The sequence below is a fragment of the Nocardia paucivorans NBRC 100373 genome (assembly GCF_000308675.1).
GTDB classification, from domain to species: Bacteria; Actinomycetota; Actinomycetes; order Mycobacteriales; family Mycobacteriaceae; genus Nocardia; species Nocardia paucivorans.
The window spans coordinates 1-22,808 of the sequence record NZ_BAGE01000004.1; the positions used below are offsets into that span (position 1 = coordinate 1).

Sequence of the window (22,808 nt, forward strand, 5' to 3'; positions counted from 1 at the left end):
ATCCGGAGACCGAGGCGTCCCGGGTGGTGCCGGTGATTCGCGGGCTGGTCGCCGCCGGCGTTCCCACCAGCGTGGACACCATGCGCGCCCGAGTGGCGGAAGCGGCCATCTCGGCCGGTGTCTCGGTGGTCAACGATGTGTCCGGCGGGCGTGCCGACCCGGCCATGGTCAAGGTGGTCGCCGAGGCCGGGGTGCCCTGGATTCTCATGCACTGGCGGGCATCCGCGGACTACCGGCACACCGGCCCGGCCGATCACTACGACGATGTGGTTGCCGAGGTGCGGGCGGAACTGCACACCCAGGTGCAGCACGCGATCTCCGCCGGGGTCGATCCGGCCCGGTTGATCCTCGATCCCGGCCTCGGTTTCGCCAAGACGGGTGAGCACAACTGGGCATTGCTCGCCGCATTGCCCGAGTTCGTCGCGGATGGTCTACCGGTGTTGATCGGCGCTTCCCGTAAACGTTTCCTCGGCACCCTGCTGGCCGACGAAACCGGCCCGCGCTCGCCGGACGGTCGGGAGATCGCGACCGCGACCATTTCGGCGCTTGCCGCGCTGTACGGAGCCTGGGGGGTGCGCGTGCACGATGTGCGCGGCTCGCTGGACGCCATTGCGGTGACCGATGCCTGGCAGCGGGCCGGCGCGACGGCGGGAGTCACGCGGTGAGCGGTGCGTCTCCGGGCGTGGACCGGATCGAACTGCGCGGTCTGCGGGTATTCGGGTATCACGGGGTTTTCGAGCACGAACGTCGGGAAGGGCAGGAGTTCCTCGTCGATCTGACGGTATGGCTGGATATCTCCGCCGCCGCCGCGACCGACGATCTGGCCGCCACCGTCGACTACGGCGGCCTGGCCGATCTGGCGGTACGAATCGTGCAGGGCCCCCCGCGCGATCTGATCGAGACGGTTGCGGTCGATATCGCCGACGCCGTGCTGGCCGAGGACTCCCGAATCGAGGACGTCGAGGTGGTGGTGCACAAACCCGCCGCACCCATCCCGCACCGGTTCGCCGATGTTCGGGTGGTCGCCCGCCGTCGTCGGGAACGGACCGCCGAATGAGCCGCGCGGTGCTGTCCCTCGGCTCGAATATGGGGGATCGGCTCACCCTGCTGCGCAGTGTGGTCGACGGACTGGGCGCCCGTGTGCTCGCGGTATCGGCGGTCTACGCCACGGCTCCGTGGGGCGGTGTCGAACAGGATGATTTCCTCAATGCCGTGGTGTTGGCCGAGGATCCGGAGTATCGCTGTGCGGATTGGTTGCGCCGGGGGCGGGAATTCGAGGCCGCGGCCGATCGGGTGCGCACGGTGCGATGGGGGGCGCGCACGCTCGATGTGGATATCGTCTGGTGCGCGGAACCGGTCGGCGGCGAACTGGTGGCCTGCCGCAGTGACGACCCCGAGCTGACCCTGCCGCATCCACGGGCACATCAGCGGGCTTTCGTCCTGGTGCCGTGGTTGGATGTGATGCCGGAGGCGACCCTGGAGGTCGATGGCGTCGTCCACAGCGTGCGGGCCCTGCTGGACGGCCTGGATCCCGAAGAGCGGGCGGGCGTACAACGTACCGAGCTATCGCTGTTCACGCGACCGACCGGGGAGAGCGCACCGTGAAACTGAAACCCACCCGGGTCCGGGAACTGCTGCTCACCGCCGTGGTAGCGACCGCTGTCGCCTGGGCGACCACCCGTATCGCCTACGACAACTTCCCACCGATCTCCGGCTTTGCCGGCGCCTCTCTGTATCCGGTGGCGGCGATCGAGGCCGCGCTGGGATTTTTCATCCGGGCCCGTGTCAACGACAGCCGGATCGGTACCGACCGGCACCAACTGCACCCCATCACCGTGGCGCGCGCGGTCGCATTGGCCAAGGCCTCGGCGCAGGTCGGCGCCGCGGCGGCCGGGGTGTGGCTGGGATTTCTGGGATGGGTTTTCCCGCAGCGCGGCACCCTGCGGGCGGCCGCCGCCGACTCACCCGGCGCGCTGTTGGGGTGCGGTGCCGGTATCGCGCTGGCCGCGGCCGCGCTGTGGCTCGAATACTGCTGCCGCGCTCCCGAGGATCCCACCGACACCCCGGCCGCCCCGTAGACCGTTCGCACGATCGCCCACGTGCCCGGCCGACGGTCCTGTCGTATCGATCACGACATTGTGACCTGGGCGTATGGGCGTATCGCCGCTACCCTTGCGGATATGGTTTCACCCTCCCGGAGCAGTGTTCCTCCGACGCAACGGGGAGACACGGGAAAGCTGTTCGTCGGGGTGTTGGTCGTCCTCGGCCTGATCGCCGGCGTATTCCTCGCACTCAGTGAGAGTGTCCAGTTCATCCGGGTCGGTGTCGTTGTCGCCCTGTGGGCCGCGGTACTGAGCGCCATCGTGGCAACGAAATACCGGAAAGAGGCCGAGCTCGGTAAGGCCAGGGCCGATGACCTGAAAACGGTGTATCGGCTCCAGCTCGAGCGTGAGATCAATGCACGACGCGAGTACGAGCTCGGTATCGAGGCACGGGTTCGCGCCGAAGTGGGTGCCGAGGCGGCCGAGATGGCCGCGCTGCGGGCCGAGTTGTCCGTGCTCCGACAGCAGTTGGAGCGGCTCTTCGACGGCGGTCTCCCGATTGATCGACCCGCCCTGCACGCTGATTCCTTCCGCGTTCCGCAACTGGTGGGCGTCGCGAGTGGGGAGTCGGAGAAGGTGTCCGCCCGGCCCGACGGTGAATCCGGTGCGCCGGCCGTCCGCAGCACCGTGACACCCGTGTACGAGTCCGAGAATCCCGCCCGCCCCCAGTTCGCGAGTCCGGATGACGACCCGGTAACCGCCGAGTTCGGCATCCTCTTCCTGGATCAGGACCAAGACCAGGACGAGCCGGACCGGGAGAAGACGGAGCAGGAGAAGCCGAACCGGGACGCGAACCCGATCGGGGTCGGTTCCGGCGAAGCGGTCGGCGCCGATACGGACCGTACCGAGAAAACGCGCGCCGGTCTGGCCCCGTCGCGGTGGGCGAAGGTGTTCACCCGATTCCATGACGAGCCCGAACCCACCGATCCCGTCTCGCCCCCCGCCGAGGAGAGCGAACCCGGGCCCGTCGATACGACATCCGAGTCGAAGGTCCCCGCAGCCGAGTCGGCTCCGGGAGCCAACCGTCGCGTGGAGGATCTTCCGTCGTCGAAACAGGGCGCCGAATGGCCTCGCGCCCGGAAAGCGACGGTCGACGGCGGGGCAGCCTCTCGACGTCATCGGCACGGTCGGGCCGATACCGGCGGGTCCCGCCGCCTGTCCGTCGCCGAGATCATGGCCAATCTGCAAGAAGAGGACCACCACGACTAACAGGACACGGGTGCCTCGGCGCCGAACCCGGTGAAGCGGTGTGGTCACGATGCGGGGTCCGGATGCGGCGCATATCACGTGCGCGGGCATGGCGTCGGTCGCGGCGGACCCATATCCTCGTTCCGTACCGTCCGGTACCCGCATGGCGGGACTGGAACGACATCGAGAGGACACTGGTGACCTCGCCAAGCGTGACACCTGGCAACGCTGCCTCCGGCGGTGATCCGGCGCCCGCACGACTGACGGTGGGAATCGTCTCGGCGGGACGGGTGGGATCGGCCGTCGGCGCCGCACTGGAACGCGCCGGACATGTGGTGTTCGGTGTGGCCGCCATTTCCGACGCCTCCATCCACCGGGCTCGTACCCGGTTGCCCGATTCGGAGATCCTGCCGGTCGAGGAGATCGCTGCCCGCAGTGAACTGCTGATCCTGGCCGTACCCGACGCCGAACTGGCCGGGCTGGTCCGTGGGCTGGCCTCCGCCGGGGTGGTCCGGGCCGGGGCGATCGTGGCGCATACGTCCGGCGCCAATGGTGTCGGTATCCTCGACCCCCTGCGGGAGGCGGGCGCGCTTCCGCTGGCCATTCACCCCGCCATGACCTTCACCGGCCACGACGAGGACCTGTCCCGCCTGTCCAATGCCTGTTTCGGCATAACGGCCGCCGATGAGATCGGCTACGCCATCGCTCAGTCTTTGGTGATCGAAATGGGCGGGGAACCGGTGCGGGTGGCCGAGGAGAACCGCACGCTGTATCACGCCGCCCTGGCACACGGCAGCAATCATCTGGTCACCCTCATCCTCGACGCGGTCGACGCCCTACGAGCGGCCTTGGCCGGACCCGGACTGCTCGGTCAGCAAATCGTCGACGATCAGCCCAATGGACTGGTCGAACGGTTGTTGGCCCCCTTGGCCTCGGCCGCCCTGGACAATGCGCTGCGCCGGGGCCAGTCCGCGCTCACCGGTCCGGTGGCCCGAGGAGATACCGCGGCCGTGGCGGCTCATCTGGATGCGCTCGCGGCCACCGACCCCCGGTTGGCCGCCGGCTACCGTGCCCTGTCGCTGCGCACCGCCGAACGAGCCGGTGCCGGTGCCGACCTGCTCGAACTATTGAAGGAAGGCCGATGACGAACTCGACCCTGCACGGTGCGTATCGCAAGGGTGAACTGTCGGTGCACCACGATCCGGCCGTGCTCACCTCCGTGACCCGGGCGCTGCGCGGTGCCGGCCGCACCGTCGGCTTCGTGCCGACCATGGGCGCACTGCACGAGGGACACCTGGAACTGGTGCGGCGTGCCAAACGCACCAATGCGGTGGTGGTCGTCTCGATCTTTGTCAACCCACTGCAGTTCGGAGCGAACGAGGACCTGGACAGCTATCCGCGGACCCTGGACGCCGATGTCGAACTACTGCGGTCCGAAGGGGTCGAGCTGGTGTTCGCGCCCAGCGTGTCGGATATGTATCCCGACGGACCGCGGACGACGGTGCACCCCGGTCCGGTCGGGGCCGAACTGGAGGGTGCGTCCCGGCCCACCCATTTCGCGGGCATGCTCACCGTGGTGGCCAAACTGCTGCAGATCGTCCGCCCGCACGAGGCGTTCTTCGGTGAGAAGGACTACCAACAGCTCACCCTGATCCGTCAGTTGGTCCGGGATCTGAATTTCGATGTCCGGATCGTCGCGGTGCCGACCGTGCGGGAATCCGACGGTTTGGCGCTGTCGTCCCGCAATCGCTACCTCGATCCCGCCCAGCGGGAAATCGCGACGTCCCTGTCGGCGGCCCTCCTGGCCGGGGCCGCCGCCGGACCCGCCGGCGCGGACGCCGTACTGGCCGCCGCCCATTCGGTCCTGGACGCCGTGCCCGAGGTGAAATTGGACTACCTCGAACTACGCGGAGCCGATCTGGGTCCCGCCCCCGAGACGGGCAACGCCCGCCTGCTGATCGCCGCCAAGGTGGGCTCCACCCGCTTGATCGACAATGTGGCGGTGCGCCTGGGCGCTCCCCTCGACGGCCATCCGGAGACCCCTGTTGCATCCGCGCACGGGGAACCTGGAACCGATACCGCCGCCCACCATCCGGACACCGTCCGAGAAGCCGCCCTCACCGACTGCCCACCCGGGTGACCTGCCTTTCCTCGGCTCCGACCGATAGTGCGCTGTCCACGGAGCAGCGCAGGGACAGGCCCCGATCCGTGCCGCCGCCGGGCGACACCACAAAACACAGAAAGGCGACGACGATGTTGCGCACCATGATGAAGTCGAAGATCCACCGGGCCACCGTGACCCACGCCGATCTGCACTATGTCGGCTCGGTCACCGTGGACCAGGATCTGCTCGACGCCGCGGATCTGCTCGAAGGCGAACAGGTTTGCATCGTCGACATCGATAACGGCGCCCGCCTGGAGACCTATGTGATCGCCGGGGAGCGGGGTTCGGGTGTTATCGGGATCAATGGTGCCGCAGCTCATCTGGTCCACCCCGGTGACCTGGTCATTCTCATCGCCTACGGGATGATGGACGAACAGGAGCTACGCGACTACGACCCGAAGGTGGTCTTCGTGGACGACCGCAATCGACCGATCGAACTGGGCTCCGACCCCGCACATGCTCCCGAGGGGTCGGGTCTGCTCAGCCCCCGCGACCTGTCCTTCGCCTGATACCCGAACGGGATCGAACGCGCCATGTTGCTGACGATCGATGTCCGTACCACCAGCACCGTCCTCGGTCTCTTCTCCGGTAGTGGCGGGCATGCGAAGTTGGTGCGGCACTGGCGGATTCACACCAATCCGCTGCACACCGCCGACGAACTGGCCATGCAGTTGCGCGGCCTGGTCGGCGGCCGCCTCGAAGAGGTGATCGGGGTATCGGCATTGTCCACCGTACCGCCGGTATTGCGGGAACTGCGGATCATGCTCGACCGCTACTGGTCGCATGTGCCGCACGTCCTGGTGGAACCCGGTGTGCGAACCGGTGTCCCGCTATTGGTGGACAACCCCAAAGAAGTCGGCGCGGACCGGATAGTGAACAGCCTTGCCGCCCACCACCGATACGGCACCGCGGCGATCGTGGTGGATTTCGGCATCTCCACCTGCGTGGACCTGGTTTCGGCGAAGGGGGAGTTCCTCGGCGGAGTGATCGCACCCGGCGTGGAGATCGCCACCGAAGCGCTCATCGAACGCGCGGCCCTGCGTCGGGTCGAGTTGGTCCGTCCGCGATCGGTGGTGGGGAAGAACAGCGTGGAATGTATCCAGTCCGGTGCGGTGTTCGGTTTCGCCGGGCTCGTCGACGGGCTGATCGACCGAATCCGGGACGATATCGATGGTTTCGCCGGACCCGATGTTGCGGTGGTCGCCACCGGTGCCACCGCCCCGTTGATCATCGGCGAATCGGAGACCATCGAGCATCACGAACCCCATCTGACGCTCACCGGCCTGCGCCTGGTGTACGAGCGAAATCAGCGGCGTAGGTCCTGATTACGCCGTCCGCGCGGGTGCGAGGTGGTCGGCGCGGGACTGTGACCCAGGTGATGCGGGGGTGAGTGGAAGTTCGTCGGTGCGGTTGTTAAACTCGTCGCATGCTTCTCAGTGTGGTGTTCCAGGAGTGTTGTCGAGGCCGATAGAGCCTCGACCGTTCGAGGCTGAGCACTTGCCCCTCGACCGTCATCACTTCCTGGAGACCCGCACATGCGCTCCGCAATTCGTTCTTCTTCCGTATCCACCCGCGTCGATATCGCTGAATCCGTAACGGATACCCTCCCGGATCGCCCGATCGCCTCCGCGCTGCCCACTCGGCTGCGGCTTGCCGATCTGCTCCGGTTGACCGATGAGGGCGCCGAGGATGTGCTGGCCGGTCGATACGATCATCTGCTCCCGGCGGAGGGGCGGTGGCCGACCGTGGAACGCTGGGCCACCCGGCTGGTGGCCGATGACGAGGTGGATATCTGGCTGATCAGCTGGACGCCGAACAAGTCCACCGAACTACACGATCACGCCGGTTCGCTCGGTGCGCTCACAGTGCTCAGTGGGGGGCTCGCCGAATACCGGTGGACCGGTACCGAGCTGCGGCGGCGCATTCTCACCGCCGGTGATCAGGCCGCGTTTCCCATTGGCTGGGTCCACGATGTGATGCGCGCTCCCGATCCCGAGTCACCGGGTGTTCCGGCCGGCGGAGGCGATTCCCTCGGCCCACTGGAACCGACCTTGAGCGTTCATGCGTATTCACCGCCGTTGACCGCCATGTCCTATTACGAACCGACCGGGCACGGCACTCTGCGGCGCACCCGTACCGTTCTCACCGACCAGCCCGAGGGTGATATGTGATGACCCATCTGACCATTGATCAGATGCTTGCCGAGGCCCGAGCGCAGCTGCAGCGGATATCCGTTACCGAATTACCCGAGGCGTTGGCCCGAGGTGCCGTCCTGGTCGATATCCGGCCGCAGGCGCAGCGCGCGCGGGAGGGTGCGCTTCCCGGTGCGTTGGTGATCGAGCGCAATGTCCTGGAGTGGCGACTCGACCCCAGCAGTTCGGCCCGGCTGGCCATGGCCACCGATCACGATGTCGAATGGATCGTGGTGTGCTCGGAGGGCTATACCTCCAGCCTCGCCGCGGCTTCGTTACGACGGTTGGGGCTGCACCGGGCCACCGATCTGGTCGGTGGCTATCAGGCACTGAAGGCGGCGGGCATGTTGACGGTTGCTGTCGGCGCGCCGCACTTCACCCGGGAAGTGGACGCGCTGGCCGCGTTGTGAAATTCCCGATCCGGCGTCGAGCGAATACGGCTCGCGCGCAATAGTTTTCGTCGCGTCCCCTGTGGGGTGAAATCCATAGCAAGCCGTCCGGTCTAATTTGTCGAAGGCAAGTCGACGCGCCTAACTGTATCGTTTCGTTATAACGAAAGAATGACCGGGCGGCCCGCAAATCGTTTTTCGGCCCACGCTAGGGTAGTTCGATGTGAGCAACACGAACACCACGTCATCCGGCGACTCCGCAGGCGCGGTATCCACCGAGCGGGCTGTTGGCACCGCGGGAGTAGACGAACTCCCGGAACAGATGCGGATTCGCCGGGAGAAGCGGGAACGGTTGCTCGCCGAGGGGAGCGAGGCATACCCGGTCGAGGTGCCGCGTACGCACACCCTGGCAGAAATTCGGGCCGCCTACCCCGACCTGGAACCGGACACCTCCACCGGCCGGATCGTCGGGGTGACGGGACGCGTCATTTTCATGCGGAATACCGGCAAGCTGTGTTTCGCACAACTACAGGAAGGTGACGGCACCAAACTGCAGGCGATGATCAGCCTGCGCGGTGCGGGCGCGGACGCGCTGGCGGCCTGGAAGGCCGATGTGGACCTCGGCGATATCGTTTTCGTACACGGCGAAGTCATCACCTCACGGACCGGTGAATTGAGCGTTATGGCCGATTCCTGGTCGATGGCCGCCAAGGCGCTGCGGCCGTTGCCGGTAGCGCACAAGGAGATGAGCGAGGAGTCTCGGGTTCGGCAGCGCTATGTCGATCTGATCGTGCGGCCGGAGGCCCGGAAGATGGCGCATACCCGGGTCGCGGTGGTACGAGCGCTGCGCAACGGGCTGGAGCGGCGAGGGTTCCTCGAGGTCGAGACGCCAATGCTGCAGACCCTGCACGGGGGCGCCGCGGCGCGGCCGTTCGTCACCCATTCCAACGCTCTCGATATAGATCTCTACCTGCGCATTGCGCCGGAATTGTTTCTCAAGCGCTGTGTCGTCGGCGGGCTGGAACGGGTCTTCGAGATCAATCGCAACTTCCGTAACGAGGGTGCCGATTCCACCCATTCTCCGGAGTTCGCCATGCTGGAGACCTATCAGGCGTACGGTACCTACGACGACTCCGCGCGTATGGTTCGAGAATTGATCCAGGAAGTCGCGTCCGAGGCATTGGGAACTCAGGTTGTGTCCCTGGCCGATGGTACGGAATACGATCTGAGTGGCGAGTGGGCAACCGTTCGGATGTATCCTTCGCTATCGGACTCGCTGGGTGTCGAGGTAACTCCGGAAACAACTGTTTCGGAATTGCTGGCACTTGCCGAACGGGTCGGTCTGGAAATTCCCGAGGGCAAGGGCTACGGCCACGGGAAACTGGTGGAGGAACTCTGGGAACACTGTTACGGCGACAAGCTGTACGCGCCGACTTTCGTGCGCGACTTCCCGGTGGAGACCTCCCCGCTCACCAGGCAGCATCGCACCGAACCCGGGGTGGCCGAGAAGTGGGATCTATATGTGCGTGGCTTCGAGTTGGCCACGGGCTATTCGGAGTTGGTTGATCCGGTGATTCAGCGTGAGCGATTCATCGATCAGGCACGGTTGGCCGCCGCCGGCGATGACGAGGCGATGGTGCTCGATGAGGACTTCCTCGCCGCGATGGAGTATGGCATGCCGCCGACGACCGGAACCGGTATGGGAATCGATCGGTTGTTGATGGCGCTCACCGGATTGGGAATCCGGGAAACGATACTGTTCCCAATAGTGCGGCCCGGGGGTCGTTGAGCGAACGGTTTACACCCCAACCGCTCGTCTTGGAAATTTCCGAATTCGAGGTATTCTTGCCTCGGGTAATCGGCCTGCGTTTGTAGGCCGCACGATTTCGAGAGGACGTTCATCTCATGGCAAAGAAGGTCACCGTTAGCTTGATCGACGATGTCGACGGTGAGTCCATCGCGGACGAGACCATCGAGTTTGCAATCGATGGTGTGTCGTACGAGATCGACCTGTCCGCTGCTAATGCATCGAAGTTGCGGGAAGAGATGGAGCAGTGGGTTAGCAATGCGCGGCGAGTGAGCGGTCGGCGTCGGGTGAAGTCTGCTGCCGGCAGTTCGGGCAGCGGTACCAAGGCCCGGGTCTCCATGGATCGGGAACAAAGCGCCGCTATTCGTGAGTGGGCCCGGCGGAATGGCCATAAGGTATCCGCTCGTGGACGTATCTCCGCCGAAGTCACCGATCTGTACCACAAGGCCGCGAAGAGCTAGTCCTCTTTCGCCTGTCGTCCGAAAGATTTCCGAGCGGTCGGTCGGCGGCCCCGTTTATTGATAGCAATTATCAATTGCTGCCGGTCTGGTCGTTGCCTGTCGAACCGATATGCTGGTGTTTCCAACTTGCTCATGATGCGGCGGGCTCGCTCGCAATGCGGCAGTCCTTCGCCGTAGTGGTTTCGACCGGGTCCGCCGCATTGTGAGCCGGGTACCGTGGTCGGCAGAGGGATGCCGATATGAAGAGGTGAGGTATCGGCCATGGTAGCCGGATCCGATGGATCGTTCCTGCGCTACACCGACAGTGAAGGACGCAGACGGGAGCTCGTGCTGAGTCCGGAGCGTCCACGTGTCACCATCGGTCGGTCCGCCGACGCCGATTTGTCGTTGCGCTGGGATGCCGAGGTGTCCCGTCTGCATGCCACCGTCGAATATCTTGGTGCGCAATGGATGATTGTCGACGACGGGCTGTCCCGGAACGGGACATTCGTCAATGGAGAGCGTTTGGTCGGTCGCCGCAGACTGATGGCGGGTGACCGCATAAGGGCCGGTACTTCCCTGGTTTCATTCCACGATTTCACCGGTGTGGCCGATGACGCAACGAAGGTGTCCGCCGGATCAATTCCCACGGTGCGTTCACTGACCGAGGCCCAGCGGGCAGTGTTGATCGCTTTGTGTCGGCCTTATAAACACGGAGCCGGATTCGCCACCCCGGCCTCCAGTCAGCAAATAGCCAGCGAATTATTTCTCAGTGTCGATGCCGTCAAGACCCATCTGCGGGCACTCTTCGCCAAATTCGGTGTCGAGGATCTGCCGCAGAATCAGAAGCGAGTTCGACTCGCGGCGCTGGCAATGCAAAACGGAATCATTTCCGATCGAGATCTGTGATTTCGCATGAAGTAGACGCTCGCGCAGGTGTGTGAGCGTCTCGACGATGTTCCAGCCCCCGGGGTCCCCGCTTGACTGTTCGCCGGAACATGCCATTCGGTCCGGCAGGAGTAGTCGTGTCTGCAATTCGTATCGTCGCCCTGGTGGCGGCCACCATCGCTACCGGATTGATCGCCGGGGTCTTCTACGCCTACGCGATCTCGGTGATGCCCGCGTTCGCGCGGATGGACGACCGGATGGTGATCGAGGCGATGCAGAAGATCAATGTCGTCATCATCAACCCGGCCTTCATGGTCGGGTTCCTGGGAACAGTCGGATTCACATTTCTCGCGGTGATATCGCACCTCGGTTCCCGCCCCACCCTGTGGTGGATCGGCATCGCTCTCGTGCTGAATCTGGTCGCGTTCGGGGTCACCGCCGGATGTAACGTCCCGCTCAACGACCAACTGGCCGCCGCGGGCGATCCGGCGGTGTTACCCGATCCGGAGACGGTCCGTGCCGCCTTCGAGTCCGACTGGGTACGCTGGAACATCGTTCGTGGTGTATTGCATGGCTTGGCCTTCCTCATCCTGTGTGCGGCGTTGTTCGACGCCGGTGTTCGGCACGGGCAGGAGTCGATGCGCACCGACGATCGATTCGTGGGCATGGTGCGGACGGATATGGGTACTGCGGCGTACGAGCGATCGCACCGGTGACCGAGAAAGCGCCCCTTCCCAATGGCGGGGGGTGTTCGCTCAGGGCAAAACCTGAGTGGAAACGAAACCGCTGTCGGGGGCGTTATGAGTGAATAGCCGTGTCGACGACGGTCCGCACAGGGTGGACCGGCGGCGGCGGAATCCCCTGCCAACTAGAGTGGGAGGCGGGGGCCGCAACCCCCGGCCTTCATGGCAGGCTGACGCCTGTAGTGGCGCACAACACTGCGGCGCGGGTTGCCAGAAAGTCCGGAGCAGGAGAGTGAGGGAGCGATGTTCGAGAGGTTCACCGACCGCGCGAGGCGCGTCGTCGTCCTGGCCCAGGAAGAGGCCCGGATGCTCAACCACAACTACATCGGCACCGAGCACATCCTGTTGGGGCTGATCCACGAGGGCGAGGGAGTCGCGGCCAAGTCCCTGGAGTCGCTCGGTATCTCGCTGGAAGGCGTGCGTAGCCAGGTCGAGGAGATCATCGGCCAGGGCCAGCAGGCGCCCTCCGGTCATATTCCGTTCACCCCGCGGGCCAAGAAAGTGCTGGAGCTGAGCCTGCGTGAGGCGCTGCAGCTCGGCCACAACTACATCGGCACCGAACACATCCTGCTCGGCCTCATCCGTGAGGGCGAGGGCGTTGCGGCGCAGGTGCTGGTGAAGCTGGGTGCCGATCTGAACCGGGTTCGTCAGCAGGTCATCCAGCTGCTGTCCGGGTACCAGGGCAAAGAGCCGGTGGAGTCCGGCGCTCGCGGTGAGACGGGCACCCCGTCCACCTCGCTGGTACTCGACCAGTTCGGTCGCAACCTCACCCAGGCGGCCCTCGAGGGCAAGCTCGATCCGGTGATCGGCCGCTCGAAAGAGATCGAGCGGGTCATGCAGGTGCTCAGCCGGCGCACCAAGAACAACCCGGTGCTGATCGGTGAGCCCGGTGTCGGTAAGACCGCCGTGGTGGAGGGTCTGGCGCAGGCCATCGTCAATGGCGAGGTTCCCGAGACGCTGAAGGACAAGCAGCTCTACACCCTCGACCTGGGTTCCCTGGTCGCGGGTAGCCGCTACCGCGGTGATTTCGAAGAGCGGCTGAAGAAGGTGCTCAAGGAGATCAACACCCGCGGCGACATCATCCTGTTCATCGACGAGCTGCACACGCTGGTCGGCGCGGGTGCAGCCGAGGGTGCGATCGATGCCGCCTCCATCCTGAAGCCGAAGCTGGCCCGTGGCGAACTGCAGACCATCGGCGCGACCACCCTCGACGAGTACCGCAAGTACATCGAGAAGGACGCCGCCCTGGAGCGCCGCTTCCAGCCGGTGCAGGTGGGCGAGCCGACCGTCGAGCACACCATCAACATCCTCAAGGGTCTGCGCGACCGTTACGAGGCGCACCACCGGGTGTCCATCACCGACGGTGCGCTGGTGGCCGCCGCGACGCTGGCCGACCGCTACATCAACGACCGCTTCCTGCCGGACAAGGCGATCGACCTGATCGACGAGGCCGGTGCCCGGATGCGCATTCGCCGGATGACCGCGCCGCCGGACCTGCGCGAATTCGACGACAAGATCGCCGAGGCGCGCCGGGAGAAGGAGTCCGCGATCGACGCGCAGGACTTCGAGAAGGCCGCCCGCCTGCGCGACCAGGAGAAGCAGCTGGTCGCCAAGCGCGCCGAGCGGGAGAAGCAGTGGCGTTCGGGTGATCTGGACGTAGTGGCCGAGGTCGACGACGAGCAGATCGCCGAGGTGCTGGCCAACTGGACCGGTATCCCGGTGTTCAAGCTCACCGAGGAGGAGACCACCCGGCTGCTCCGTATGGAGGAGGAGCTGCACAAGCGGATCATCGGTCAGGAGGACGCCGTCAAGGCCGTCTCCAAGGCGATCCGCCGTACCCGTGCCGGCCTGAAGGACCCGAAGCGTCCGTCCGGCTCGTTCATCTTCGCCGGCCCGTCCGGTGTCGGTAAGACCGAGCTGTCCAAGGCGCTGGCGAACTTCCTGTTCGGTGACGACGATGCCCTCATCCAGATCGATATGGGTGAGTTCCACGATCGCTTCACCGCCTCGCGGCTGTTCGGTGCCCCTCCGGGCTACGTCGGCTACGAGGAGGGCGGCCAGCTCACCGAGAAGGTGCGGCGCAAGCCGTTCTCGGTGGTGCTGTTCGACGAGATCGAGAAGGCACATCAGGAGATCTACAACACCCTCCTGCAGGTGCTGGAGGACGGCCGCCTCACCGACGGCCAGGGCCGCACGGTCGACTTCAAGAACACGGTGCTGATCTTCACCTCGAACCTCGGCACCCAGGACATCTCGAAGGCGGTCGGGCTCGGCTTCACCTCGAGCGACAACACCCAGTCGAACTACGAGCGGATGAAGCTCAAGGTCAACGACGAGCTGAAGAAGCATTTCCGGCCCGAGTTCCTCAACCGGATCGACGATGTGATCGTCTTCCACCAGCTCACCACCGAGCAGATCGTGGAGATGGTGGACCTGATGATCGGCCGCGTCGAAACCCAGCTGAAGAACAAGGACATGGCGATCGAACTCACCGATACCGCCAAGAGCCTGCTGGCCAAGCGTGGCTTCGACCCCGTGCTCGGTGCCCGGCCGCTGCGCCGCACCATCCAGCGCGAGATCGAGGACCAGCTGTCGGAGAAGATCCTCTTCGGCGAGATCGGCCCCGGCCAGACCGTCCTGGTGGACGTCGAGGGCTGGGACGGCGAGGGCTCCGGCGAAGACGCCCGGTTCACCTTCACCGGCAAGGCGAAGCTGACCAAGTCGGGCGGCGAGGAGAAGCCGGAGGTCGTGCTGACCGGCGCGGCGGAAGGCTCCGCCGAGGCGAGCTCGGGCGAGTAGTCGCATACGCCGAACGGGCCTGTCCCCATACCGGGGGCAGGCCCGTTTCGTGTTCTCGGCGGTATGTTCTCGGCGGTATAGGACGGACCCGAATACCGTACGGGCGGTTCTCGAGCGGCCCTTCGTCCCGAAAAGGGTGGTGGCGCAGGGGCCGATCGCCGGTCGGATGAAGAAATACGCGTGGTGACGGGTGGCCGGATGCCTTCGGCCGCATAGGCTGGTTCAGGTGCGGAAGCTCGGGATGTCTGGTCGAGGCCTGGTCGGGTGGGACGTGGGGCCGGCGGTGGCGGTCGCCCTGATCCAGGTGGTCGGCGCGAGAGTGGCCAACCTGCAGCAGACCGGCGTGCGATCGCTGGACCTGTTCGGATATCTGCTGCTGCTGCTCGGTCCGATCGCATTGCTGTTCCGGCGATATCAACCGCTACCGGTGCTATGGGTGGCGCTGGGCGCCGGTACCGCCTTCGTATTCCTCGACTACGGATACGGGCCGATCCTCCTGTCGCCCGTCGTCGCGTTCCTCACCGCGGGAACGCACGGGCCGAGACGGTTCGGCTATCCCCTTGTGCCGCTCGGCTATCTGCTCCTGGTGTGGCCCGTCCCGGTCCTGTTCGGGCGGTCGGTCGGGGTGTGGCAGGCAATCGGTCTCTTGGCCTGGGCGACGGTATTGGTCGGGGTGGTCGAGGGCATTCGACTGCGGCGCGCGATGCTGGAGGCGCGTAGGCAGCAGGCCGAGACCGCCCGCCGGTATGAGCGGACGCAGCGTCGGCTGCGGGCCGGTGAAGAGCGGTTGGCCATTGCCCGAGAGGTGCACGATGTGCTCGCACACGGTCTTTCGCTGATCAATGTGCAATCCTCGGTGGCCTTGGAACTGTTCCACACCAAACCGCAGCAGGCGGCCACGGCGGTGGCCGCGATCAAGGCCACGAGCAAGGACGCGCTCGTGGATGTGCACGGTCTGCTGCAAACCTTGCGCTCGGGTGTGCCCGTGGACGGTGGTAGCGATTCGGACGCCGACCACGCGTGGGAGACCGACGATCATTTCGAACCGGCATCCGGTTGCGGTCGACTGTTCGGCAAACGCCCGCCCCGTGAAGAGCGCTCGTTCCGGGATACATCCCGGCAGCGGGATACGGACGGGTATGTCGCGGATACCGGCCCCACCGTGCGGCGACTGGTCGCGGTACCGGATCTCCCCGAGACGACGCCCGAACCCCTGGACGGCGGGACGGGCCATCCCGCACCGAGCCCGGTTCCCCGCAGCCCTGCCCCCAGCCTCGCCGATCTGGACGAACTGCTGGGGAATTCCCGCACCGCGGGATTGTGTGTGCACACCAGGGTGTTGGGGGAGGCCTGTCCACTCCCCAGCGTCATCGATGCGGCGGCGGTACGAATCATTCAGGAATCTCTGACCAATGTGATCCGACACGCGCCGGGCGCGGAAGCCACGGTGACGGTGCGCTATTCCCCCGAATCGGTGGACCTCACCATCGACAACACCCGACCCACCGGCAAATCGGAGCGTTCCGCCTCCGGGGGTAACGGCATCATCGGTATGCGGGAACGCGCACACGCCCTCGGCGGCGCGCTCACTGCGGGGCCCCGCCCCAGCGGGGGTTTTCGAGTGGCCGCCCGCCTGCCGAACCGTCCGCTCGGTGCGTTCGGGACATCCGATCCCACGGCCGGGGCGCCGGGCCGGGAGACCGGCGAGGAGGGGCCCGGAGCGGGTGGTGCGGAGAACCTGGAGCGGGAAACCGGGGAATCCGTCGGTACGGAGGCGCCGTCGGCAGGACGCGATCCGGATGCCGTTGCCGCGGAGCCGGATTCCCGGGACGCCGAGGTGCGGTGACCTGCTCCCCAGCGGCGGCCATCCCGCTTCGCCCGGAAAGGATCGGAATACGCGCTAGGCTTTGCCGATGGTCGACCAGCAAGTGCGTATACCGGACCTGTCAGCACGGCCGTACGAGCTCACCGTGGAACGTGTCATGGTTGCTTCGGCGTCGCTGTTATACCTGGCATGGACGCGGGGTTTCGACATCTGGTTCGCCGAACCGGATTCGGTACGAATGCGTCCCGAGGTGGGTGAACCCTTCTATTTCGAGACCGTGCACGAGGGTGCTCGACAACCGCATTACGGCCGGTTCCTTCGTCTGGAACCGGACCGCCTGGTCGAAATGACCTGGTTGAGTGGTGCGGACGGCACCGAGGGAGCCGAGACCGTGGTGACGGTGCGGTTCATCAAACAGCCACGCGGTATCCGGCTGCACCTGCACCACAGTGGTTTCGCGAGTGAACAGGCACGAGACCGGCACCGGGCGGCGTGGCCCGCTGTGCTGGAACGGCTCGATCAACGTACGGCTGTGGCCGGCTGAGCCCGGCCGAGTACGTTCGTCCGTGAAGGCGAACACAACATCTGCGAAAGGATCGTGATGCCAACACGTACCGCGCGTACCGCATGGACCGGTGGCCTGCAGGACGGCTCCGGCCAGGTCGAGCTGGTCAGTTCGGGGGTCGGCAAGTACGACGTGTCGTTCCCCAAGCGTTCGGCCGACAACGCCGACGGCACGACCAGCCCGGAGGAGTTGATCGCCGCCGCCCATTCGTCCTGCTACGCCATGGCGCTGTCCGCCGAGATCGGGCGGGCGGGCGGTACCCCGCAGAGCCTCGACGTCACCGCCGCGGTGACCTTGGGACCGGATCCGGCCGGTGGATTCCGGATCAGCGGTATCGACCTGACCGTGCGCGGTCGGGTCGCCGGATTGGACGCCGCCGGGTTCACCGCCGCGGCCGAGGCCGCCAAGGCCGGCTGCCCGGTGAGCAAGGCCTTGGCCGGTGTGGACAACATCCGTTTGGATGCCGCTCTCGAATCCTGAGCCGTTGTCCGGGCTCTCGCGTGGCGAGAGCCCGGACAACAGACCGAGATAGTGGAGATCAGGCCGGGTTGACGGCCGCTTCGTGCACCGGGTGCCGGCTGCGTCCGGCCCATTCGGTGAGTCCGGCGTAGGCCAGGCCCAAAGCGACCCACAATGTGGTCGACACCGCCAACGACGCGACGCGGAACTGCCACAGCAGGGTCGCCGGAAAATCGTCGCCCACTTCGTTCACCCCGGGCAGCAGAATGTAGCCGAGCGTGGTGACCAGGACGAAGACCACGGTGGCCGCGATCAACCGCACGGTTTCCGGCTGCGCGCCCAATGCCTTCCACACCCATACCCAGGCACCGACGGCGACCAGGCCCAGCAATACCGCGGCCACCCACAGCAGTGTTCGGTCGTTGACGGTCTCCGGATCACCGACGGCCGGTGGGTTGGCCGGGTATTTGAAGAACGGCACCGCGACGACGGCGGCCCACCCGCCGACACCCAGCGTGAGCGCCAAACGGGTGCCCGACAGGGCGGTGTAGCGGCGGGCGATATGCGCGACCGCGGCGAAGATCGCCCCCAACGCCGTCCCGGCCAGACCGGTGGCCAGGAACTGGCCGAACTTCTGTCCGGTACGGCCGACCAGAGGTTCTTCCTCGTCGCCGTGGGTGTGCCCGGTATGTGAGTCGGCACCGGTTCCATGACTGTGGCCGCCCGCGGATTCCTCGATCGCGATCGCGGCTTCCACCTTCGGTTCGCCCACGAAGTAGCCGACCGTCCCGGCCAGCAACCCCGCCAGGAAACCGGCGAGCAGACCACGCAGCAATAATGAGGTGAGCGAGCCGATCAGTGGCACGGAAGCCCCAGTAGGTGCCGTCCGTCGTGCATCAGCTCGTGCAGGTACATACCGCTGCGGGAAACGGCGCCCTGATCGAACCCGACCAGGTACAGCGTGAGCAATGCCAACAGAACGACACCGACCGTGACCAGGATGGTCAGCAGGGAATCCGTGACGGGAGCCGGAAGCGCTCGGCTCTGCGGGTGTGCGATGGTCATGGTCCGGTCCTCCTGGGATCACGCGTCCGGTCGGGTCCATGCGAGGGTGCCGATGTCTGGCTCTCCGGCACCGCGCTCGGTGGACGGAACACAGTGGCGCGACCGCTCCGGAATCTCACCGGATTACCGCATCACCTTCGCGTTTGTCCTTCGAACTGTGACATTCGCGCCCGCGATAGTCAATATGCACCGACCCTCGACCGGGCACGCCGGCCCGCGGTGGATACCGGGAACGGCGTGCGGGTCGAGGGCCGGGGTGGGTCAGGAGGCGGATTTGGCCGCGACGTCCAGGACGACCTCGAACTCCAGCAGTGAGGCGCCGGTGGCGACCGGCTTGTTCTGCTGTCCGGCGTGCGCCTCCTTGGCCGGGCCGTCCCGCCACGCGGCGAACGATTCTTCCGAATCCCAATGCGTTACCACGAAATACCGGTTCTCACCGGCCACCGGGCGCAGCAGTTGGAAGCCGAGGAAACCGGGAGAGTTCTCCACGGCGTGGGCGCGGTGGGCGAACCGCTTCTCGAGTTCCGGCCCCGCGCCCTCGGGGACCTCGATCGCATTGATCTTCACAACAGCCATGTCCCGAGCTTAGAGCTCTGCTCGATTACCTCGCCAGAGGCGGCGCGGGGCCGCACCCGGTGGGCCGGGACCACCGGGTGGAGAGGCGGCGGTAATAGACTCGGCCCGTGTTGCACGACGAAGGCGGGGCGGGCGCCCCCATTCTGTTGTTGCACGGCCTGATGGGCAGCGCACGCACCTGGGGGGATCATCTGGGCTGGTTGCGCGATTACGGGCGCGTCTACACCTTCGACGCGGCCGGGCACGGCCGGCCCGCTCCCGACGAACTCACCACCGAGGCCTTCGTGGCCGACCTGGCCGCTGCCACCGCGGAATTGACCACGCCGATAACCGTGGTGGGCCATTCCATGGGCGGACTGCACGGTTGGGTTTTCGCCGCGCACCACCCGGAGCGGGTACGGGCCCTGGTCGTCGAGGACATGGCCCCGGATTTCACCGGCCGCACCGCCGCGAACTGGGCCGCCATGATAGAGGCCTGGCCGCAGCCGTTTCCCGACGCCGAAGCGGTGCTGAATTTCTTCGGTCCGGTGGCGGGTCGCTATTTCCTGAATTCCTTCGACCACGGCGCCGACGGCTACCGGCTGCACGGTTCGGTCACGACCTTCCGCGATATCTCCGAGGAATGGGGTGGTCGCGACTTCTGGCCCGAATGGCGCGCGGTGCGGGCACCCACTCTGCTCATCGAAGGCGAGCACACCATTACCCCGCCGGGGCAGATGCGTCTCATGGCCGAGCGGAATCCCCGCGCCGAACATGTTCTCGTCCGCGACGCGGCACATCTGGTGCACGATGATCAGCCCGCGCGTTACCGCGCCGAGGTGGAACGCTTTTTGACCCGGGTGCTCGCACGGGAACACGAGCGCCCGATCCCCACTCCGGGGGAACGCGAACGAGAGTGAGGCCGTCGCCGCCGGGTCGGCGGTAGCGGGGCGGTTTCACGCCCGGTCGGCCTCTCCCGCCAGGGCGAACAGACCATCCTCGGTCTGTTCGACGAGGCCGTCCAGCAGGAGCGAATCCAGTGCTCGGTCACGTTGGCCGGGGTCGCGTGTCCAGGCCAGATCCAGCCGCACTCGCTCTACCGGCCCGGAGGCCGCACGCAGGACGTCCAGGAGGCGGCCGCGGGCCTGTCGATCGGTGCCGTCGTATTTCTGGGTGCGGCGAACGGACCGGCCGGCCGGACGGCCCGCCGTCACCCAGGCGCAGCGGGGTAGCGGGCAGCGGTCGCATCCGGGGGCGCGGGCGGTGCACACCGTGGCACCGAGTTCCATGAGGGCGGCCGAGAACACCGCGGCCCGGTCGTCCTGCGGTGGTAGCAGGGCCTCGGTCTCCCGTAGATCGCGGGCGGAGGGATTGCCGGCCTCGGCTCGTCCGTGTACCGCACGGGCAACCACTCGGCGAACATTGGTGTCCACCACCGGCACCCGCCGACCGTAGGCGAAACAGGCGACGGCGCGAGCGGTGTAGGCGCCGATACCGGGCAGGCCGAGCAGAATCTCCACATCGTCGGGCACTTCGTCACCGTGTTCGGTGGCCAGTACCTGCGCGCATTCGTGCAGTCGCAGCGCGCGGCGCGGATAGCCCAACTTCCCCCAGGCGCGCAGTACCTCACCCGGTGTGGACGCCGCCATGGCCGAGGGCACCGGCCAGCGCGCCACCCATTCCCGCCAGACCGGTTCCACCCGGGCGACCGGGGTCTGTTGCAGCATGATCTCGCTCATCAGGATCTGCCAGGCGCTCACGCCGGGGCGTCGCCAGGGCAGATCGCGGGCGGTGCGGCGATACCAGTCCACCAGTACGTCCACGTCCACGGCTGCCTCGATCCCCACGTGACTCATTCCGTTTCTCCCGCGCCTTGCCCTGTTCTTCGCCGCCACCGGCAAGGTGACCGTGTACGGCGGCCGCCTGCCGTTCGTTCGCGCCATTTCGACACCGCCGGGGCGGGAAATGACACCGCCGGGCGGGAAATATTTGCCACGCCGTAACGCCTACGAAGCGTAGGCCGGTGGGAAAGCGTGCAAAATGGACACCATGCCTCAATCCAACCCGGTCAGTGCCTGGAAGTCGCTGCGCGAGGGCAACGAACGCTTCATGAACGGCACGCTGCTGCATCCTAATCAGGGCGCAGCCGACCGCGCCAAGCTCGTCACCGGCCAGAGTCCGTCGGCGGTTCTGTTCGGCTGCGGAGATTCCCGAGTCGCGGCGGAACTCATCTTCGACCAGGGACTCGGCGATATGTTCGTGGTGCGCACCGCTGGACATGTCATCGATTCCTCGGTGCTGGGCTCCATCGAATACGGCGTCGGGGTGTTGAACGTGCCCTTGATCGTGGTGTTCGGCCACGACAACTGCGGAGCGGTCAAGGCCACCCTCGACGCCTTGGACGGCGGCGAGGTGCCGGGTGGTTTCATTCGCAGCATTGTCGAGCGGGTCACGCCGTCCATGCTGATCGGCCGGCGCGAGGGGCTGTCCAGCGTGGACGAGCTGGAGGCACGACATGTGGTGGAGACCGGGCGCCTGCTCATGCAGCGGTCGATGATCATCTCCCAGCGCGTCGCCACCGGTGAATGCGCGATCGCCTGTGTGACCTACAAACTGGCCGATGGCCAGGTGAAGCTGCACCGGGTGGTCGGCAATATCGGCGAGGTCGTCTGAGCGAGATCCCGGCAACCGGCGGGGGTCGGGCGGCGGCGAGGTGTGGACGCGCTACGGTCCGACACGCCGTGCCCCTGAGTGGTGTCACCCGCCGGTGCGCTTACCGTTGAACCGTGCTGGAACCGACTGGACCGCTGCCGCCGGAAATCTATTGGCGGCGTCGTGTTTTTGCCATCGGAATCTTGGTTGTCGTCCTCGCGTTGCTGATCTGGCTGGTGATCGCGATATCTCGCGGCGGTGGTACGGCCGGTGAGACGCCGGTGGCGGCGACCTCGTCCACCGAGCCGGAGAAGCCGACGGTGACCTCGGCCCGTGCCACGACGTCGAGCGCGGCCGCGTCCAAGACGGGGGCGACCGGGTCCCGGGAACCGAGCAGACCGCCGAGCACCACCGCCGACGACACTCCGATCGCGGCGGGACAGTGTCCGGATCAGTCGCTGGCGGTAAAGGTGACCGTGGAACAGCCCACCTACCGGCTCGGGGAACAGCCGGTTTTCGGGGTTGTGATCACCAATATCTCGTCCGGGACCTGTACTCGGGACATGGGGTCGGGACTACAGCGTGTCGCGGTGTACTCCCTCGACGGGAAGGAACAGTTGTGGTCCAGCACCGACTGCTACCCCGACGGTGACCCCGACGTTCGGACACTCGACCGCGGTGAACAGGCGGCATTCACGGTGACCTGGTCCGGCTCGACCTCACAGCCGGGCTGCGAGGGCGATCGCCTGCCGGTACCGGCAGGCTCCTACCACGTCATCGCGCAGCTGGGGTCGGTTCGCAGCGCCCCGGAGCCGTTCAATATCGCCTGAGGGCGGATATCGCGTCACGCCTTCCGGGAAAGCCCCGCGAGGCGAAGCGCGGTGCGGAGGGTGGGCGCCTCGTGGAGGGTCATGGAGGTGGACTTGGGATCCACTCCCGGCGGCACGATGGCGGTGGTGAAACCGAGTCGTTCCG

Annotated in this window: 26 protein-coding genes and 1 riboswitch; of the genes, 22 read left to right on the plus strand and 4 right to left on the minus strand. The window is 66.2% G+C overall.

The annotated features are described in order from the left end of the window. From folP to ON32_RS01605, 19 genes are all read left to right on the plus strand, one after another. A partial coding sequence (gene folP, locus ON32_RS01515; protein WP_040788146.1) for a dihydropteroate synthase occupies window positions 1-665 on the plus strand: 665 nt, incomplete at its 5' end. Next, entirely contained in the window at window positions 662-1,057 is a 396-nt protein-coding gene (gene folB, locus ON32_RS01520) for a dihydroneopterin aldolase (RefSeq protein WP_040788147.1), read from the plus strand. The genes folP and folB, both read left to right, overlap by 4 nt. Continuing rightward, the gene (gene folK / locus ON32_RS01525; RefSeq protein ID WP_040788148.1) at window positions 1,054-1,605 is read left to right on the plus strand and encodes a 2-amino-4-hydroxy-6-hydroxymethyldihydropteridine diphosphokinase; all 552 of its coding nucleotides are present in this window, start codon (window positions 1,054-1,056) and stop codon (window positions 1,603-1,605) included. The genes folB and folK overlap by 4 nt, the downstream gene beginning before the upstream one ends. Before the next feature lie 2 nt (window positions 1,606-1,607). Then, window positions 1,608-2,078, plus strand: coding sequence for a DUF3180 domain-containing protein (locus tag ON32_RS01530; RefSeq protein ID WP_040788170.1), 471 nt, complete (start codon window positions 1,608-1,610; stop codon window positions 2,076-2,078). A 102-nt stretch (window positions 2,079-2,180) separates the two neighbouring features. Continuing rightward, on the plus strand, window positions 2,181-3,311 hold the full coding sequence (locus ON32_RS26755; RefSeq protein ID WP_157224037.1) for a DUF6779 domain-containing protein: 1,131 nt from the start codon (window positions 2,181-2,183) through the stop codon (window positions 3,309-3,311). 176 nt (window positions 3,312-3,487) lie between these two features. After that, window positions 3,488-4,435 (plus strand): Rossmann-like and DUF2520 domain-containing protein, encoded by a 948-nt coding sequence (locus ON32_RS01540; RefSeq protein ID WP_245550749.1) that lies wholly within the window; start codon window positions 3,488-3,490, stop codon window positions 4,433-4,435. Continuing rightward, window positions 4,432-5,430, plus strand: a complete 999-nt coding sequence (gene panC / locus ON32_RS01545) for a pantoate--beta-alanine ligase (protein WP_051132756.1) — start codon at window positions 4,432-4,434, stop codon at window positions 5,428-5,430. Before ON32_RS01540 ends, panC begins: the two co-directional genes overlap by 4 nt. A gap of 113 nt (window positions 5,431-5,543) precedes the next feature. Continuing rightward, window positions 5,544-5,963 carry an aspartate 1-decarboxylase gene (gene panD / locus ON32_RS01550; RefSeq protein ID WP_040788150.1) on the plus strand — a complete coding sequence of 140 codons (420 nt, stop codon included), beginning with the start codon at window positions 5,544-5,546 and terminating at the stop codon, window positions 5,961-5,963. Between the two features lie 24 nt (window positions 5,964-5,987). Further along, entirely contained in the window at window positions 5,988-6,779 is a 792-nt protein-coding gene (locus tag ON32_RS01555; protein ID WP_040788151.1) for a type III pantothenate kinase, read from the plus strand. 210 nt (window positions 6,780-6,989) lie between these two features. Next, on the plus strand, window positions 6,990-7,625 hold the full coding sequence (locus ON32_RS01560; RefSeq protein WP_051132757.1) for a cupin domain-containing protein: 636 nt from the start codon (window positions 6,990-6,992) through the stop codon (window positions 7,623-7,625). Between the two features lie 8 nt (window positions 7,626-7,633). Then, on the plus strand, window positions 7,634-8,056 hold the full coding sequence (locus ON32_RS01565) for a rhodanese-like domain-containing protein (RefSeq protein WP_040788175.1): 423 nt from the start codon (window positions 7,634-7,636) through the stop codon (window positions 8,054-8,056). A 301-nt stretch (window positions 8,057-8,357) separates the two neighbouring features. After that, complete coding sequence (lysS, locus tag ON32_RS01570) at window positions 8,358-9,824, plus strand: lysine--tRNA ligase (protein ID WP_040788176.1); 1,467 nt, start codon at window positions 8,358-8,360, stop codon at window positions 9,822-9,824. A gap of 116 nt (window positions 9,825-9,940) precedes the next feature. Then, entirely contained in the window at window positions 9,941-10,303 is a 363-nt protein-coding gene (locus ON32_RS01575) for a histone-like nucleoid-structuring protein Lsr2 (RefSeq protein WP_040788152.1), read from the plus strand. A 261-nt stretch (window positions 10,304-10,564) separates the two neighbouring features. Continuing rightward, on the plus strand, window positions 10,565-11,191 hold the full coding sequence (locus ON32_RS01580; RefSeq protein ID WP_040788153.1) for an FHA domain-containing protein: 627 nt from the start codon (window positions 10,565-10,567) through the stop codon (window positions 11,189-11,191). 116 nt (window positions 11,192-11,307) lie between these two features. Then, on the plus strand, window positions 11,308-11,886 hold the full coding sequence (locus tag ON32_RS01585) for an anthrone oxygenase family protein (protein WP_083873871.1): 579 nt from the start codon (window positions 11,308-11,310) through the stop codon (window positions 11,884-11,886). Window positions 11,887-12,156: 270 nt separating this feature from the next. Further along, window positions 12,157-14,712, plus strand: a complete 2,556-nt coding sequence (locus ON32_RS01590) for an ATP-dependent Clp protease ATP-binding subunit (RefSeq protein ID WP_040788154.1) — start codon at window positions 12,157-12,159, stop codon at window positions 14,710-14,712. Between the two features lie 241 nt (window positions 14,713-14,953). Further along, entirely contained in the window at window positions 14,954-16,558 is a 1,605-nt protein-coding gene (locus tag ON32_RS01595) for a sensor histidine kinase (protein ID WP_083873873.1), read from the plus strand. Between the two features lie 67 nt (window positions 16,559-16,625). Continuing rightward, window positions 16,626-17,081, plus strand: a complete 456-nt coding sequence (locus ON32_RS01600; protein WP_040788157.1) for an SRPBCC family protein — start codon at window positions 16,626-16,628, stop codon at window positions 17,079-17,081. Window positions 17,082-17,138: 57 nt separating this feature from the next. Further along, window positions 17,139-17,582: an OsmC family peroxiredoxin gene (locus ON32_RS01605; protein WP_040788158.1), complete on the plus strand. Its 444-nt coding sequence runs from the start codon at window positions 17,139-17,141 to the stop codon at window positions 17,580-17,582. Window positions 17,583-17,640: 58 nt separating this feature from the next. Here ON32_RS01605 and ON32_RS01610 read toward each other — a convergent pair whose 3' ends face one another. From ON32_RS01610 to mhuD, 3 genes are all read right to left on the minus strand, one after another. Next, a complete protein-coding gene (locus ON32_RS01610; RefSeq protein ID WP_040788160.1) occupies window positions 17,641-18,426 on the minus strand; it encodes a CbtA family protein in 786 nt (261 codons plus the stop codon). Beyond that, window positions 18,417-18,626, minus strand: a complete 210-nt coding sequence (locus ON32_RS01615; protein ID WP_040788162.1) for a CbtB domain-containing protein — start codon at window positions 18,624-18,626, stop codon at window positions 18,417-18,419. The genes ON32_RS01610 and ON32_RS01615 overlap by 10 nt, the downstream gene beginning before the upstream one ends. Window positions 18,627-18,656: 30 nt before the next feature. Beyond that, window positions 18,657-18,807: riboswitch (cobalamin riboswitch) on the minus strand. 80 nt (window positions 18,808-18,887) lie between these two features. Then, window positions 18,888-19,202, minus strand: coding sequence for a mycobilin-forming heme oxygenase MhuD (mhuD, locus tag ON32_RS01620; RefSeq protein ID WP_040788163.1), 315 nt, complete (start codon window positions 19,200-19,202; stop codon window positions 18,888-18,890). A 107-nt stretch (window positions 19,203-19,309) separates the two neighbouring features. Between mhuD and ON32_RS01625 the strand changes: the two genes are divergently transcribed. Then, entirely contained in the window at window positions 19,310-20,101 is a 792-nt protein-coding gene (locus ON32_RS01625) for an alpha/beta fold hydrolase (RefSeq protein WP_051132759.1), read from the plus strand. Window positions 20,102-20,137: 36 nt separating this feature from the next. Here ON32_RS01625 and ON32_RS01630 read toward each other — a convergent pair whose 3' ends face one another. Next, window positions 20,138-21,037 carry an HhH-GPD family protein gene (locus ON32_RS01630; RefSeq protein ID WP_040788165.1) on the minus strand — a complete coding sequence of 300 codons (900 nt, stop codon included), beginning with the start codon at window positions 21,035-21,037 and terminating at the stop codon, window positions 20,138-20,140. A gap of 193 nt (window positions 21,038-21,230) precedes the next feature. Here ON32_RS01630 and ON32_RS01635 point away from each other — a divergent pair, with 193 nt between their 5' ends. Then, window positions 21,231-21,854 (plus strand): carbonic anhydrase, encoded by a 624-nt coding sequence (locus tag ON32_RS01635; protein ID WP_040788183.1) that lies wholly within the window; start codon window positions 21,231-21,233, stop codon window positions 21,852-21,854. 113 nt (window positions 21,855-21,967) lie between these two features. Then, the gene (locus tag ON32_RS01640; protein ID WP_040788168.1) at window positions 21,968-22,663 is read left to right on the plus strand and encodes a hypothetical protein; all 696 of its coding nucleotides are present in this window, start codon (window positions 21,968-21,970) and stop codon (window positions 22,661-22,663) included. The last annotated feature ends 145 nt before the right edge of the window (window positions 22,664-22,808 follow it).

What these genes read in the sequence shown, in the direction of transcription:
- folK (WP_040788148.1), top strand. Translation starts at nt 1,054, where the DNA reads ATGAGCCGCGCGGTGCTGTCCCTCGGCTCGAATATGGGGGATCGGCTC.
- ON32_RS26755 (WP_157224037.1), top strand. Translation starts at nt 2,181, where the DNA reads ATGGTTTCACCCTCCCGGAGCAGTGTTCCTCCGACGCAACGGGGAGAC.
- panC (WP_051132756.1), top strand. Translation starts at nt 4,432, where the DNA reads ATGACGAACTCGACCCTGCACGGTGCGTATCGCAAGGGTGAACTGTCG.
- panD (WP_040788150.1), top strand. Translation starts at nt 5,544, where the DNA reads ATGTTGCGCACCATGATGAAGTCGAAGATCCACCGGGCCACCGTGACC.
- ON32_RS01555 (WP_040788151.1), top strand. Translation starts at nt 5,988, where the DNA reads ATGTTGCTGACGATCGATGTCCGTACCACCAGCACCGTCCTCGGTCTC.
- ON32_RS01560 (WP_051132757.1), top strand. Translation starts at nt 6,990, where the DNA reads ATGCGCTCCGCAATTCGTTCTTCTTCCGTATCCACCCGCGTCGATATC.
- lysS (WP_040788176.1), top strand. Translation starts at nt 8,358, where the DNA reads ATGCGGATTCGCCGGGAGAAGCGGGAACGGTTGCTCGCCGAGGGGAGC.
- ON32_RS01575 (WP_040788152.1), top strand. Translation starts at nt 9,941, where the DNA reads ATGGCAAAGAAGGTCACCGTTAGCTTGATCGACGATGTCGACGGTGAG.
- ON32_RS01580 (WP_040788153.1), top strand. Translation starts at nt 10,565, where the DNA reads ATGGTAGCCGGATCCGATGGATCGTTCCTGCGCTACACCGACAGTGAA.
- ON32_RS01590 (WP_040788154.1), top strand. Translation starts at nt 12,157, where the DNA reads ATGTTCGAGAGGTTCACCGACCGCGCGAGGCGCGTCGTCGTCCTGGCC.
- ON32_RS01595 (WP_083873873.1), top strand. Translation starts at nt 14,954, where the DNA reads ATGTCTGGTCGAGGCCTGGTCGGGTGGGACGTGGGGCCGGCGGTGGCG.
- ON32_RS01600 (WP_040788157.1), top strand. Translation starts at nt 16,626, where the DNA reads ATGGTCGACCAGCAAGTGCGTATACCGGACCTGTCAGCACGGCCGTAC.
- ON32_RS01605 (WP_040788158.1), top strand. Translation starts at nt 17,139, where the DNA reads ATGCCAACACGTACCGCGCGTACCGCATGGACCGGTGGCCTGCAGGAC.
- ON32_RS01615 (WP_040788162.1), bottom strand. Translation starts at nt 18,626, where the DNA reads ATGACCATCGCACACCCGCAGAGCCGAGCGCTTCCGGCTCCCGTCACG.
- mhuD (WP_040788163.1), bottom strand. Translation starts at nt 19,202, where the DNA reads ATGGCTGTTGTGAAGATCAATGCGATCGAGGTCCCCGAGGGCGCGGGG.
- ON32_RS01630 (WP_040788165.1), bottom strand. Translation starts at nt 21,037, where the DNA reads ATGAGTCACGTGGGGATCGAGGCAGCCGTGGACGTGGACGTACTGGTG.
- ON32_RS01635 (WP_040788183.1), top strand. Translation starts at nt 21,231, where the DNA reads ATGCCTCAATCCAACCCGGTCAGTGCCTGGAAGTCGCTGCGCGAGGGC.